Annotated in this window: 14 protein-coding genes and 1 pseudogene; 7 read left to right on the forward strand and 8 right to left on the reverse strand. The window is 45.0% G+C overall.

The genetic code is table 11. The features are described 5' to 3' along the window. The first annotated feature begins 5 nt into the window (after positions 1 to 5). The 3 genes and pseudogenes from EZ315_RS08815 to EZ315_RS08825 all read left to right on the forward strand — a co-directional run. Entirely contained in the window at positions 6 to 350 is a 345-nt protein-coding gene (locus EZ315_RS08815; RefSeq protein WP_135471731.1) for a hypothetical protein, read from the forward strand. Beyond that, positions 347 to 859: a hypothetical protein gene (locus tag EZ315_RS08820; protein WP_135471732.1), complete on the forward strand. Its 513-nt coding sequence runs from the start codon at positions 347 to 349 to the stop codon at positions 857 to 859. The genes EZ315_RS08815 and EZ315_RS08820 overlap by 4 nt, the downstream gene beginning before the upstream one ends. Before the next feature lie 66 nt (positions 860 to 925). Beyond that, positions 926 to 1,018: pseudogene (locus EZ315_RS08825) on the forward strand (hypothetical protein); the annotation flags it as partial. 157 nt (positions 1,019 to 1,175) lie between these two features. Here the strand turns inward: EZ315_RS08825 and EZ315_RS08830 are convergent. Then, positions 1,176 to 2,294, reverse strand: a complete 1,119-nt coding sequence (locus tag EZ315_RS08830) for a site-specific integrase (protein ID WP_135471733.1) — start codon at positions 2,292 to 2,294, stop codon at positions 1,176 to 1,178. Between the two features lie 749 nt (positions 2,295 to 3,043). Between EZ315_RS08830 and EZ315_RS08835 the strand changes: the two genes are divergently transcribed. From EZ315_RS08835 to EZ315_RS08845, 3 genes are all read left to right on the forward strand, one after another. Next, positions 3,044 to 4,390, forward strand: a complete 1,347-nt coding sequence (locus EZ315_RS08835; protein ID WP_135471734.1) for a site-specific integrase — start codon at positions 3,044 to 3,046, stop codon at positions 4,388 to 4,390. A gap of 83 nt (positions 4,391 to 4,473) precedes the next feature. After that, positions 4,474 to 4,653 carry a hypothetical protein gene (locus tag EZ315_RS08840; RefSeq protein ID WP_135471735.1) on the forward strand — a complete coding sequence of 60 codons (180 nt, stop codon included), beginning with the start codon at positions 4,474 to 4,476 and terminating at the stop codon, positions 4,651 to 4,653. Between the two features lie 29 nt (positions 4,654 to 4,682). Then, positions 4,683 to 5,780, forward strand: coding sequence for a PDDEXK nuclease domain-containing protein (locus EZ315_RS08845; RefSeq protein WP_135471736.1), 1,098 nt, complete (start codon positions 4,683 to 4,685; stop codon positions 5,778 to 5,780). Positions 5,781 to 5,956: 176 nt separating this feature from the next. Here the strand turns inward: EZ315_RS08845 and EZ315_RS08850 are convergent, their stop codons facing one another. From EZ315_RS08850 to EZ315_RS08865, 4 genes are all read right to left on the reverse strand, one after another. After that, positions 5,957 to 7,183, reverse strand: a complete 1,227-nt coding sequence (locus EZ315_RS08850) for a transposase (protein ID WP_135469735.1) — start codon at positions 7,181 to 7,183, stop codon at positions 5,957 to 5,959. A gap of 65 nt (positions 7,184 to 7,248) precedes the next feature. Further along, complete coding sequence (locus tag EZ315_RS08855) at positions 7,249 to 7,734, reverse strand: hypothetical protein (RefSeq protein ID WP_135471737.1); 486 nt, start codon at positions 7,732 to 7,734, stop codon at positions 7,249 to 7,251. A gap of 53 nt (positions 7,735 to 7,787) precedes the next feature. Beyond that, positions 7,788 to 8,063 (reverse strand): hypothetical protein, encoded by a 276-nt coding sequence (locus EZ315_RS08860; RefSeq protein ID WP_123397144.1) that lies wholly within the window; start codon positions 8,061 to 8,063, stop codon positions 7,788 to 7,790. 26 nt (positions 8,064 to 8,089) lie between these two features. After that, positions 8,090 to 8,365 carry an excisionase family DNA-binding protein gene (locus EZ315_RS08865; RefSeq protein WP_104404123.1) on the reverse strand — a complete coding sequence of 92 codons (276 nt, stop codon included), beginning with the start codon at positions 8,363 to 8,365 and terminating at the stop codon, positions 8,090 to 8,092. Positions 8,366 to 8,575: 210 nt separating this feature from the next. Here EZ315_RS08865 and EZ315_RS08870 point away from each other — a divergent pair, with 210 nt between their 5' ends. Next, entirely contained in the window at positions 8,576 to 9,040 is a 465-nt protein-coding gene (locus EZ315_RS08870) for a hypothetical protein (RefSeq protein WP_135471738.1), read from the forward strand. 26 nt (positions 9,041 to 9,066) lie between these two features. Here EZ315_RS08870 and EZ315_RS08875 read toward each other — a convergent pair whose 3' ends face one another. From EZ315_RS08875 to EZ315_RS08885, 3 genes are all read right to left on the reverse strand, one after another. Next, complete coding sequence (locus EZ315_RS08875; protein WP_123397146.1) at positions 9,067 to 10,191, reverse strand: site-specific integrase; 1,125 nt, start codon at positions 10,189 to 10,191, stop codon at positions 9,067 to 9,069. Between the two features lie 846 nt (positions 10,192 to 11,037). Next, a complete protein-coding gene (locus tag EZ315_RS08880) occupies positions 11,038 to 11,967 on the reverse strand; it encodes a hypothetical protein (RefSeq protein WP_107037031.1) in 930 nt (309 codons plus the stop codon). A 322-nt stretch (positions 11,968 to 12,289) separates the two neighbouring features. Next, on the reverse strand, positions 12,290 to 12,904 hold the full coding sequence (locus EZ315_RS08885) for an RloB family protein (RefSeq protein WP_068960721.1): 615 nt from the start codon (positions 12,902 to 12,904) through the stop codon (positions 12,290 to 12,292). Positions 12,905 to 12,906 lie beyond the last annotated feature (2 nt).

The following is a 12,906-nucleotide window of genomic DNA, read 5'->3' on the forward strand; positions in this document are numbered from 1 at the left end:
TGAATATGAAACTGATCGATAAACGATTCTGGATAGCATGGACGGCTGTGGCAATGCTGATGGTGGTTGTTACTGCACAATGTTGTTTTAATGAGGACACGGTAATTCTTGGTATAGCCTATGCTTTGTCGTTAATCTCAACGTGGCTATGCCACCGAATCAGACCAAAGGCAACTTTTAGCAATCTACTGGTTATGTTCCTATACAATACCATACTTGGCTATAACTTGATTTTCAACAATCATGGTGGAGCCGGATTTACATGGTGGTTCTATCTTCTATTACTTAACGGAGTCCACTCGATTGTGCTATTGATATATACCTCATGTATTTACATAAAGAAACGATGAAACCTAAGAAAATCATCATTCTGACGATTATAGTGCTATTTGGAATAATGGGTGCGACTGTCTGCTATCGTCATGACATAAGCTATCAACAAATATGCTGCATTAAGAATCCGGATAGTAAAGACAATGCCAATACTTTGTTCTATCCTTATGGATTCGCCCTGTTGCATGACAGCATTTCTCTGCAATCATACCGTGGCATAAACGAGAGCACCTTACGTATTGCAGACAATGTGGGTCAATGGGATTTTGAAAAATATTCCTATCTGATAACCTACGGCAATAATGTGGAACAGCTATCATACAGTTGGCTTGACACATTCATTTATGATGAGTCTCCCAGCTATGCCAAATGTTGGAAAGAAGGCAAACAATTACTGATTGTAGATTATCTGGGGTTCAATTACCGTCAACATTCACTTCTCAATGATAAAGAAATAAAAGGCAATGACAGCATATATGTCTATCGACTACCACATTCACCATTCTTACGTGGCTTGCAAAACTAATAACCACAAAAATATTCAAGACTTATGTAGCGGAGACTCTTCAATGGTAAATCGGAATCATGCAATGGCAATAAGACCGAAGTAGCGAGAATACTCTACATCAATCCTCCGACACGATATCGCAAAACGAATAAATACGGCATAGTGCAAACCTCATAAAAAGTTGTTGCACGAAAATAATTCTATGTAATTCCCTGAATTATATACACGAAAATCCAAATAAAAAACTTACCTTTGCATTGAAGAAAAGCGTTTTTTGAATTGATGCAAAATCAGGCCGAACAAAGCATCTCGCTCGTTTCTAAATCGTTACCTATTAAACCGTAAATCTCGGTAACTCATTAACAGCAAGCCGATAAAAATTTGAATAATGTCTTGCGATGTGTGACGTGAGATGTTTGGAGATTTTCGCAAGGTCGGCAATCTCCTTGAGATACGCGTTGACTTTCTGGTTCGACATCACAGGAAGCACCACACCGGTTGTCAGCACGACAGGGTGACCGCTGTATTTGCGCATGATTGTCTGCGGCACGTCAAGGAGCGGTATTACGCTCAGCTCCTCGGTCTTCTCACGGTTCTTCCTTATCCACATATTGCCGTTGGCGTCAGCCGATATGTCTGAACGTTTCAGCGTCTTGACATCAATGAACGCCAGCCCTGTGAAGCAGCAGAACACGAAAGTGTCCCTGACACATTCAAGTCTTGGAAAAGCCTTCAGGTCGAGAGCCATTATGCTTTTCAGCTCCGGCTCAGTGAGGAAGCCGCGGTCCGCCTTAGTGCGCTTGAAACGCTTTCCAAGAAACGGGTCGTCGCTGATCCACTTGTTGGCGATGGCATACTGGATCACATTCTTCAGGTAGCGCAGATACCGGACAGCGGTATTGTTGGCGCACTCCTTGCTCACACGCAGGAAATGCTCGAAATCCTGCACGAAACCGGCTGTCACATCCTTTATGGCTATATCCCTGTCGCCTCCGTGAGTGAGGGCGATGAACTCCTCCAGATAGGTGACACAACGCTCCCAGTGGCTGAAAGTGGCGTAGCCGATGTCACCGCGCTCATATTCCTCCCTGCGCTTCACGTTTGTCTCGCGGAACACGTCGCAGAGCATCTTAGGCTTTTCCACCATACCGAAATAATGGTTCTTCATTATCTGCGGATTGATGTAACGGCCCTCGTTGAGCAGGCGGTTGTGTATCTCATAGAAACGGGAGCGCACCATTTCAAGATACTTGTTAAGCTCTAAGTCGCGGCGGGAGCGTCCCGCACTTTTCTGGGCGCGCTGGTCCCAGTTGGACGGATGTACCTTCCTGCCGATTGTAAACTCGGTCTTCTGACCTTCGGTTGTTATTCTCGCATAGATGGGGTACTCCCCGTTGCCTTCCGAACGCGGCTTCCTCGGAAAGAAAGTCAGCGTAAAAAATGAATCCTTCATACTGTTGTGGGTTTAATGGTTATATAAATATAATCATTTTCTGCCGGATTTGCAACAGGCAAAGAACAGTATGAATGTATGTTGTGTGACAGTAAGCGTCCGGCGTACTGCGTGAGTCAAAAATATCCCTGCAACTCACGGAAAAGCACGGAGGAAACATCCTCAAATGTTAAATCCGTCCCGAAAAACACCCGTTGCACGCTCATTCCTTAAATGATGTTAATTTACGGGCTTTGTGCTTTGAAAAGTGGGGCCGGAGGGTGGAGCCATGAACCCTGAGCCTCCCGTATCTGGACTGCATATCGCAGTAAAACACTGAACAGCAGGTGACTCACTCACCGGTTACTGCAATCGTGAGTCATTTGCCTCACGATGCGTGTGACTCACGCAAAACTCACGCTCATGTGCCGAACTCCGCTGTATTATGCCGGATAGGGTAAAAAGAAAAACGCTGGAAATCAAGTGATTTTCAGTGTTTTGCGGTGGAAGTCCGTACTTCCTTGTGATCCGCCTGGGAGTGACATTTGTGAATCGCATTGAATCGTAATGAATTTTAGCGTTCAAAGCTAATTATCATGCATTGATTGATTGTCAGCATCTTATCGTAACAAAGCCATTTGCAACATTGAACTTTGGAAATCATCGGGGCGCAAGTAGAGGCAGAAGATGTGGACAAAGCGTGGACGAAAATTTTGTCGTGTGGACAAAATTCAGTAATTTTGTACCACATCAAAATAATCTCTCTGAATATGGCAACCATAACACGCTCTCTATCCTCTAAGGTCAACGCCAATGGCGAAGCTGAAATCATGTTGCGACTGTCGGTGTCGCGCGAACTGCGTCTGCGCCTGAAAAGCGGCATCTTTGTTGAGGCTACCCGTTTTCGTGACGGTAAGATCATTATGCCACGCGCAGACCGAAAGACACTGGCAAAGTTACAAATAATAAATGACAATCTGATATCTTTGGAGAGCCGACTGATTTCACTCTGTGTAAGCACACCACAAAAGTCTCTCTCCAAAGAATTTTTCGAGGACGCTATTCTGCGTCACCACCACCCGGAACTGTTTGAGGCCGCTCTGAAGAAGATGTCGTTTTTCGATGTGTTCAATGAATTTCTCGACAAGCATCTTGACGGCGCACCACTGTCAGGCCACTACAAGGTGCTTGCCCGACTGTTGCGTCGCTTTGAGCTGTACAGGCAGAAAACGACCCGGACAAAGTTCACGCTTATTCTCAACGACTTTGATTCCGCTGAGATAGAGCGGTTCAAGGAATTTGTGGTCAATGAGCCGAAAATTTATGACAAATATCCCTCAATATACAAGACCGCCTCTGATGTCGTTGAGACTGCACGTAAGCCCCGTCGCCCGGAGAAACGCGGCGAGAATTCTGTCATAGGGATACTAAAAAGGCTTCGGGCTTTCTTCAACTGGTGTGTGAGACGTGGCTATCTCGACCGTACTCCGTTCGCAACTTTCACAGGTATAGGCAGTGAGAAATACGGCACTCCTTACTATATCACAATAGAGGAGCGCGATTTGATAGCCGATTTCGACCTGTCGGATAAACCGGCTTTGGAGGTGCAACGCGACATATTTGTTTTTCAGTGCCTTATCGGTTGCCGAGTGTCGGACTTGTTGGAAATGACGTCGGGAAGCATCATAAACGGTGCAATCGAGTACATCCCCAACAAGACCAAGAATGAACGCCCGGGGGTTGTACGAGTGCCACTTAATACACGCGCACGGCAATTGGTGGAGAAATATTCTGCCAAAGGAGCTGAGAAACTGTTTCCTTTCATCAGCGCACAGAAATACAACGAGGCAATAAAAAAGATATTCACTCTCTGCGAGATAACCCGAATGGTGACTGTCCGCAATCCAAAGACCGGGGAAGAGGAGAAACGCCCGATAAATGAGATTGCAAGCAGCCATGTGGCACGGCGTACATTCATCGGCAATCTATACAAGAAAGTCAAGGATCCCAGTCTTGTTGGGGCTTTGTCAGGGCATAAAGAGGGCAGCAAGGCTTTCGCCAGATACAGGGAGATTGACGAGGATATGAAAAAAGAACTTGTCAGCTTGCTCGACTGATGTTATTTTATCAGCCTATTAAGCTGATTATGTGAGAAATTTGTTGTACCTTTGTAATTGAATTAGTAAAAGGAGATAAAACTATGGCAATGACAATTAAAACATCCCCCGAACTTTGGGGCGAAGATGCAAGAATCTTCACCGAGGAAGCGGAGCGCAATGGCAAATTGCCTACGCCAAAACTCTCGGAATCACAGCGTAAGGTGCTTTCCACCATGTTGGAGAGTGCCAAGAACATCATATTTCCTCCTCATAATGGCTGACTAAGCCGAATTATTTTCAAGCATTTGGCATGAGCAAACTGATTAAAACCGATGCCGAATACGCACGGTGGATACATGAGTTAAAAGAACGCTACCGTAGCAGTCAGATTAAGGCAGCCACACGGGTAAACCAAGAGATGCTGCGCTTCTATTGGTCGTTGGGTCGTGACATAGTGGCTCGTGACGCTGAAAACAAATACGGCACGGGGTTTTACAAGCTTCTTAGCCAAGACCTTAAAGACGCAATCCCCGAAGCGGAGGGCTTCTCCCGACAGAATTTGCAGTACATGAAGAAGATGTATCTTCTTTACAGTCATGCGGCTGCAAATTGCCAACAACTTGTTGGCAATTCTGAGGGAGAGATATGCCAACAAGCTGTTGGCAATTTATCCGACACCCCGGCTGAAATATTGTTCTCTGTTCCGTGGGGACATCATTGCACCATTATTGACAAATATTTTTCAAAGTCAGACTATGATGCAGCGTTGTTTTATGTAAGGAAAGTTGTTGAGGATGGTTGGTCAAGAGGGGTGCTACGCTCATTCATTGACACAAATCTGCATTTAAGGCAGGGAAAGGCATTGACAAGTTTTTCGCGCTTGCTTCCTGCTCCCAATAGCGACCTTGCACAAGAACTGACAAAAGACCCGTATATCTTTGATTTTACCGAGATGACGGAGCCATATAAAGAGCGTGAATTGAAAAAAGCTCTTATGGCTAACATTTCACGATTTCTTCTTGAACTGGGTTCCGGCTTCGCTTATGTTGGCCAGGAATACCGATTAAAAGTAGGGCATACGGAGCAATTCATTGATTTGTTGTTCTATAACATTAAATTGCACGCTTATTGTGTGATAGAGGTCAAGACCGCCACATTTGGAGCGGGCGACATCGGTCAACTTGGAACATATATGACAGCCGTCAATCATATCCTCAAAACCAAACAGGATAATCCTACAATCGGGCTGCTGATATGCAAGGACAAAGACAATGTGCTTGCTCAATATGCCCTCGAATCCTCATCGCAACCTATCGGAGTGGCTGAATTTCAGCTCACAAAATTTATTCCCGATGAGTTCAAGAGTTCATTACCCTCAATTGAGGATATTGAATCAGAACTGAAATAAGTTGCATTTTCTGTATTATCCGCATTTTATCCACAAATAATAGAGATGTAGAATATCTGAAATACGACCAAAAATATTCTTGTAAAACTCAAATCCCCAATGTTTCTCAACAATGCATATTAAGGCAGATTATATATAACAATGATTCGGTAAAATTTTAGGTTGTTCATCCTAGGCTAAGCCGCTAACTGAGTCAACCGATGATTTATTTTCTGAATTATTTTTAGATGCGGAGATTTTCCGCAAGTCGAAATAATTGTTGAGGCGAGATAAGATTCAAACATAAGCCGTTTGAACTGCGCTACCGAAAGATCCGGATAATCCTTCCTTATGACCTCTTTGCAGACATTGAGGGCAGTGAAGGAAAGATTGAACGCAAAGTCAAGCCGCTCCCTGTCGCGGGTCTGCTGTGACTGAAGTCCGGTAAACTGCTTGGCATCGCGTATACCGAACTCAATCTGAAAGCGGGTGCGGTAGAAACCGATGATCTTTTCAGGCCTCATATTGGTGTCGGTAGAGAAGTAAAGAAGAGGCTCTGCGTTTTCAACCGGACAGACCACGATACGGATGTCGCGTTTCAATGCCCTCGAATGCACGACCGCCGTGTGACATCGGTTTTTGTTTCCTTTGGAATCCTCATATATGAATGAAGTGAACACGGACATGTCAAGGTTGGAGAAATCCACTTTCTCTCCATACTTTTTCTTTCTGCCGCGTCTTCGCGGGGCGGAGGAATCCGGTATGGCCAGATACCTCAGATATGAGTTGGCACGTAATCTCCCGACAAATCGAAATCCCATGCCAATCACTTCATTCACAAATTCATATTTGGAAAAGAAGGCATCGGCAACCAGAATATCCGTCAGTGAGAGCAGCTCTGTCGCCTTTGACCTGACAAGTGCCACATACCAGCCAAGCATTGACATTTGTTTCTCAGATTCAAGAGTCCTGAAGTTCGGTGACTGGACAGCACCGAGCATCACGCATGTATGTTTACTCAGACTTATTGCCCCGATCGCCATTATCTCCAGACCGCGTTTCACACGTTGTGCCACCCCTGACCAGAAACGGCCTATGCCATACGTCAGTCTGCCTGACTTTGAAATGAACGACGGATCGATTGCCACTGCCATGTCATCGGCCGGCTCAAAACAATCCTGCGCCATACCTATGTTGACTTTCATCCAGTCTACGGATGTCTTGAAATTGGAAGCAAAGGTCTTGGCTGTACGACCGCCATAGCGCGACAGCCGGGTAAAATTGACTTTGCCCGGAATCAACGCCACAGTGCGTATTGTTAAAATCAGCCAGTTGAGGAACCTTTTGCTCATCTTGGTTGTAGTATTTTCAAATACCGACTTACACCGAAAGGTGAAGTCTTTGAGAATCGCCAATACGTTCATGGTATAAGATTTTTATAATGAACGCTTTGGCGATTCATTTGTATTTGACAATTCGAGATATTAACTTAAGTTTCAACTACTTCGGTAATTTTTACCGAATCATTGATATAATATATGTCCCCAAAGGTGTCCCCAACAGTGTCGGAAGAAGTGTCCCCATTTGTGGGGGATTGAGCTTCTGAAGAAGCCCCGATAGCCGCTGTATCCTGTGAAGCCATGATTGAAAAGCCGGGTATCTGATCCATGACAAGCACCGTGTATAGTGTCGCGTTGCCTATTTCAAGTCTCCGTATCCACTTCTGCGCTTCAAAAATCCTCATGTATCTTCCTACTGTGTCTTTGTCCGCTCCGATTGAGGCGGCCAGTTTTCGTGTCGAGGCTACGAACTGACCGGGCAGGATGTCTATTGTTGTGCCTTTTATGGGGTATGTGCCTTTGGCTCTCAGCACGCGAAAAAGTATCTCCAGCCAGAGATGTACCATCCGGCTCTCGGAGTAGAGCCATTCCTCGTTGCGGAGATAGTGCATTACGGGTATCCATGAACGGTTCATTTCGGCTGTTTATATTCTTGGGGTACATATATATGGGAGTTGGTGCGTGAGCCTCAGGCTTTTCCACATGAAGTGTCAACATCGCGGTCTGTCACATAGAGTTCATTCGGGAACACCACACATCCGGCAATCCTCTCTATCTCTTTCTTGCAGAAGGAGGGTATGCAGCAGCATCCGGCTTTCCAGTTGTAGAATGTCTTGCGTTTGATGCCTTCTCCGCAGGCTCTTACTACCGCTGTCACGAAAAAACGGTGGTCTGTATGGGGTAATGTGGCGAGATAGTCGTTAAGGCACTTGGAGTCAATCTCCTTGATCTGTTGTGTAGTCATAATTTCGTCCTTTAAGATTAAATGAATCAGGTCTGCCGTTTTTTTTCAAGTGTTGCGTATCCGGCTCGCGCCCTCACATCGTAAAGAGAGAGGAAAAAACGCCGTCCGTTACGCTCCGCTTTAAGTGATCCGTCGTGTATGGCATCGCGCACACGCTGGTCTGAACAGTGCATTATCTCGGCTGCCTCACGCACGGTTATCTTCCTGTCAGGAGGCATTGGTGCGGTGATGTTCCGCTTTATCTCTTCAAGGGTGTTCTCAATCCTCGTGAGCCTCATTGTTATGCGCCGGTCTTCACTCATAGTCGTATCCGTTTATAAGCTGTTTGACATTTTTTCTGTTAGCAACCATTAGCTATATTTAGAAAAATGATTATCTTTGCGATTAGAAATAATTAATCTAAATTAGGTAGTTGCAATAACACTAACAAACTAATCGTGCTAAATGATTGTTTGAAGTGTTATTATTGGAAATACCTAATCAAATTTATTAGAAAATATAAACGCAAGTTTATGGACAGCATAAGAGAAAGAGTGAGACAGGCGATGGAATGGCTGAAAGACAACAGGCTGTTCAACTCCAACCGTGCCATTGCGGAAAAGATGGGCTACAATCCAAGTGTCGTATCTCAGGTGATAACCGGCAAATCCAACGTGTCGGAACGCTTTGTCAAGAGCCTTTGCAGCATATATCCACTCCTGAGTTTTGAATGGATATGGAGCGGGAATGGAAACATGATACAGGAGACAGCTGCACGGCAGCAGGAGTCGGATCCTGAGCCTCCGCAGTTTGACCGCTTCTCGTATATCCTTGCTGACATGGCGGAGATAATAAAGAACATGACCGCCTTCATGGGGCCGATGAATAACCGGCTTGAACGACTGGAAAAACGGATTGATGAACAGGCAAAGGAGATTGAGCGGCTACGCTCTGAACTGTCAGCAAAAGAGAAAGCCGCCACCTCCCGGAAGAAGTGACGGCTGTGTCTGTGTTACGACAGATATTATTTGAGTTTACCGAAGCCCTGTATGACGCTCGTCTGAAGCACCTGGGCGTATTTCTCGGTCATTGTCACGTTGGAATGGGCGAGCATCTTGCTCACAGTCTCGATGCCCACGCCCTTTGTCAACGCCCACGTCGCAAACGTGTGGCGGCCGACGTGCATTGTCAGGTTGATGTGCAGCTTGGCAAGATTGGCGATTATCTTCAGCTGGTCGTTGCATTTCTGGTTGCTCATCAGATTGAGGTCGTAATTATACTTTTTCAGTATGGCTATCGCCTTAGGCAACAGCACAATCGTATAGGGCATACCGGTTTTCATACGCTTGTCGCGTATGCAGTAGTCATCGCCCTGCCTGAACACGTCCGACTTCTTTATCTTCACGAGGTCGGAGTATGCCAGCCCCGTGTAGCACGAGAAAATGAACATATCGCGCACTTTCTCCGTCATGCCGTAGAGTTCGAGGGCTTCCACACGGTCACGTTCCTCTTCGGTAAGGAATTTTATACCCTCCGACTTTCCTCGGGAAATCCTCATGCCGTCGTAGGGGTTGGACTCCAGCTTCTCAAACTGTATCGCCTCCACGATATAGGGCTTGAGGCGTTTGTGATAGCCATGAACCGATGCCTGGGCTGTCACACGCTTGCGTATGAAATCGTCCCATAGTCTGATATTCTTCGGGGTGAGGTCGCTGAAAAAGCGTATCAGCCCGAAGTCGCGCAGGCAGTTGAGCATGACCTTGTGCTGCTTGCGTGTTGACTCCGTGACAGGGCGCATGTCGATACGTTCCTCCAGCCAGTCGAGGAAACTTGCCGACGAACCCTGCAACTTTGTTTTCTTGACCTTTTTGAGAAGCGACAGGTCGTATTCGCCCTTTGTCGAAGCTATGGACGACATCTTCTCATGGATACCGTCATAGACACGGCGTATCTGTTCGTTCAGATGGTCGGCCTGAGGGTGGTTGACTACCTCCTTGCCGCTCCACTGCTGTTTTAGGACAGCGACGCCGGTGGAGAGACGGACGCGCTCACGGTTGTACGACACCTCAATCTCAACGGTGCCGGGGTTGACGGCCGATGCCTTCTTGCGGCGGTCGAAAACAATCTTAATCTGTGGTATTCCTGCCATAAGTAAAAGATTTTAAGAATGATACATTAAAATTTCTCGTGATGTGGTACACGAAAAAGCGTGTACCACAAATTCCGGGAAATGTACCACACGTGTACCACATACCATTCCAACGCATACGGCAACGAGGCTGTTGCACGCCCCGAATCTTTTGGAAACATTTAGCACAAAATAGCAAATATCAGAGAGTTGGCACTCTGAACAGGCTCCGGTCGCTATGGCAAGACCGGGGCAGGAGACAATGGCTGATATTTGATGGAAAAGCTGGTACATTTGTGGTACTTTTTTGTGGTACATCCACGAAATTTGTACCAAAGATAATGTGCTAATTCCGAACTAACAAATGCTAACTTTGGCTATCGGCAGGAATTATTGTTTGTGCTAAATCTTTCTAAATCAAGATTTTATAAAATTGCTAACACTTGCACATCAGTCACTTACAGGCATGAAAAAAGGGCCACATAATTGTGACCCTTCTGTGATCCGCCTGGGGTTGGCGAATCTTATACTTTGCATTGATAATCAAGTTGTTGGCATTGCTCTTCCTGTGGTGTACACGTTACGCACACGACAGTGTTTCAATGTTCTTCGTCATTTTTCATCCGATAGTGCAAATTTAATCATTTTCCGCGATGTACACGCTATCCTAAATGTTAAAGTTTCTGCAATCGGAATCAGCATATTAGCCGTTATACTGCTGTCAAATCTCAATTATCTTGTCTCTCTTGGAATCTCAGTGCTCGTTTGAGGGATGTTCGGAAAGGACTTCATCGCAGGCTGTGTCTCCGATAATCACAAAGTTGTCAGAGAAGTCGGCAAACGCTTCCCTGAATTTTTCAAGTCCTCCTACCATTTTATTTTATTCATCATTATTGCAATTTCTTTCTCAACCCGTGGGTCGTTATCATCTTTCAATGTCAGGAACAATGACAATTTATCCACATAGCCGGAAGTGCCTGACGGCGGATACTTCCATATCTCGATGCGCTGTGTATCTTCAAAAGAGTGCAATTCGGGTATGGAGTATTTATGTTCACGCACCCACTCCGCAGTCAAAACTCTTGTCGGGACATCCTCCGGGGCGAGCATTGAGTAATGCGACAGAGCCGAGATTCCGCCAATATCTCCTTCGGGAAATACATCTGATGTGTATTCTATGCTTTTGATTGGATCAATTAGATTGGTTGACGCCTTATCCCAAAGTTCTTTCCCTGACAGTTCAAACACAAGTTTCTTATTCCTGCTGCCTTCCAGACTAACCAATCCCAATGCTTCAAGTTGCTTTATGGATTTGGCGATTGTCTTATATTTATAAGGTACTTTATCCTCCAACTCTTTAAGCGACAAACCGTCAAGGCTCTCGATCTGTAGATGATAAAGAAGAATATATTGTGTTGACGGATAAAACAATTCTTTAATCTCACTTTTTGTTGACAGCCTGTTGATAATCAAGGTAGGCACAAATGCAAATTTATCGGCTACGATAAAATACACTCCTTGCTCCACTAATCGGTCACGCTCATAAGTCAATAAATTGTCAAAGTAAAATACAGCCGGAATATGCTTGATGCTTTCAATTCTTTCCGAAATCTTACGACGCTGCACATTGGTATAATCCATTTCACCTTTGGCCACAAGCAAAAGCATAACCTGCCCATTGAAATCAAACTGCATCATCTTGAAATTTGCAATGAGTTCAAGCCACAGACCTTTTTGGTCTTGCTTGGATAGATTCCGAAGCTCTATCTGCTGTCCGGCGATTGTTATCTCCTTCATGTTCTACGATATTTTGCATTATTCTCCGAGTGTTGGAGAATAATGCAAAATTGCGGAGAATAATCTAATTTTACAAATATATCAGGATTCATTTTTTTAACAGGGACACATTTTACATCAATCCCAGTTATAATACACCGTGGTGTTCAATGTCATTGAACACTGCAAGGTATATGAATTAATTCGGAATAACACGCTCCTCCTTAATTTCGGCAATAGAACCTTGCTTATTGCCGAAATTAAGTTATTGTGATAGCCATGCTTTTTCCCCATCGTGCCGTGGTGTTGACGAGCGAACACACTTCATACTATACTGACAAAATCAGACAATTCCCAGCTCTTTGAACATTGAGCCTATTTCGGAATAGGTATAATCCCGTTCTCCGTCAATCAGGCATTTCTCAGATTTCAGGGCATTCTCAATCGCCCTTACCCAATCACCGCCTTTCTTCTGGAAATATTGATGCAATGGATGTGTCCTGAAAAACCGTTGAGTTTTTTCATATCCACATATCCGGCAAAGCTCGTCCTCTATGCTTTTTGAATCGGCATAATTTTGTCCCGTATATCTGAAATAATAAAGGAAGAACAGTTCAGTGCAGCGGTCAGTCTCAAAGAAACGGACTTCATAATTGAGCCCCTTTTTCTCATTGTGGACCTTCTTGCCATGATATTTCCGTTTCAATTCAGAATAGGCTGCCCAACTTGTCGGGTCTTTCTTCTTATTGTCCATGTCGATAAGACAAAAAATCCTGTCATATCCGATTGCTATTGCAGATTCAATCGAGCGTTCCAATTCACGCAGGCTCGTATTCTTCGGAGTGTCCGGTTTGATGCTCTGTAACTGGCGGAACTCATCCTTCAATGAATTGAGATAGAAGAACTCCGTAGGGCCTTCGCCGATAATCACAGTGGTTTGTTTCCTTACTTTTGGCATGG

The sequence above is a fragment of the Duncaniella freteri genome (genome assembly GCF_004766125.1).
GTDB classification, from domain to species: domain Bacteria; phylum Bacteroidota; class Bacteroidia; order Bacteroidales; family Muribaculaceae; genus Duncaniella; species Duncaniella freteri.

What these genes read in the sequence shown, in the direction of transcription:
- EZ315_RS08830 (WP_135471733.1), bottom strand. Translation starts at nt 2,294, where the DNA reads ATGAAGGATTCATTTTTTACGCTGACTTTCTTTCCGAGGAAGCCGCGT.
- EZ315_RS08850 (WP_135469735.1), bottom strand. Translation starts at nt 7,183, where the DNA reads ATGAACGTATTGGCGATTCTCAAAGACTTCACCTTTCGGTGTAAGTCG.
- EZ315_RS08870 (WP_135471738.1), top strand. Translation starts at nt 8,576, where the DNA reads ATGGACAGCATAAGAGAAAGAGTGAGACAGGCGATGGAATGGCTGAAA.
- EZ315_RS08880 (WP_107037031.1), bottom strand. Translation starts at nt 11,967, where the DNA reads ATGAAGGAGATAACAATCGCCGGACAGCAGATAGAGCTTCGGAATCTA.
- EZ315_RS08875 (WP_123397146.1), bottom strand. Translation starts at nt 10,191, where the DNA reads ATGGCAGGAATACCACAGATTAAGATTGTTTTCGACCGCCGCAAGAAG.
- EZ315_RS08845 (WP_135471736.1), top strand. Translation starts at nt 4,683, where the DNA reads ATGAGCAAACTGATTAAAACCGATGCCGAATACGCACGGTGGATACAT.
- EZ315_RS08855 (WP_135471737.1), bottom strand. Translation starts at nt 7,734, where the DNA reads ATGAACCGTTCATGGATACCCGTAATGCACTATCTCCGCAACGAGGAA.
- EZ315_RS08835 (WP_135471734.1), top strand. Translation starts at nt 3,044, where the DNA reads ATGGCAACCATAACACGCTCTCTATCCTCTAAGGTCAACGCCAATGGC.
- EZ315_RS08840 (WP_135471735.1), top strand. Translation starts at nt 4,474, where the DNA reads ATGGCAATGACAATTAAAACATCCCCCGAACTTTGGGGCGAAGATGCA.
- EZ315_RS08860 (WP_123397144.1), bottom strand. Translation starts at nt 8,063, where the DNA reads ATGACTACACAACAGATCAAGGAGATTGACTCCAAGTGCCTTAACGAC.
- EZ315_RS08815 (WP_135471731.1), top strand. Translation starts at nt 6, where the DNA reads ATGAAACTGATCGATAAACGATTCTGGATAGCATGGACGGCTGTGGCA.
- EZ315_RS08865 (WP_104404123.1), bottom strand. Translation starts at nt 8,365, where the DNA reads ATGAGTGAAGACCGGCGCATAACAATGAGGCTCACGAGGATTGAGAAC.
- EZ315_RS08820 (WP_135471732.1), top strand. Translation starts at nt 347, where the DNA reads ATGAAACCTAAGAAAATCATCATTCTGACGATTATAGTGCTATTTGGA.
- EZ315_RS08885 (WP_068960721.1), bottom strand. Translation starts at nt 12,904, where the DNA reads ATGCCAAAAGTAAGGAAACAAACCACTGTGATTATCGGCGAAGGCCCT.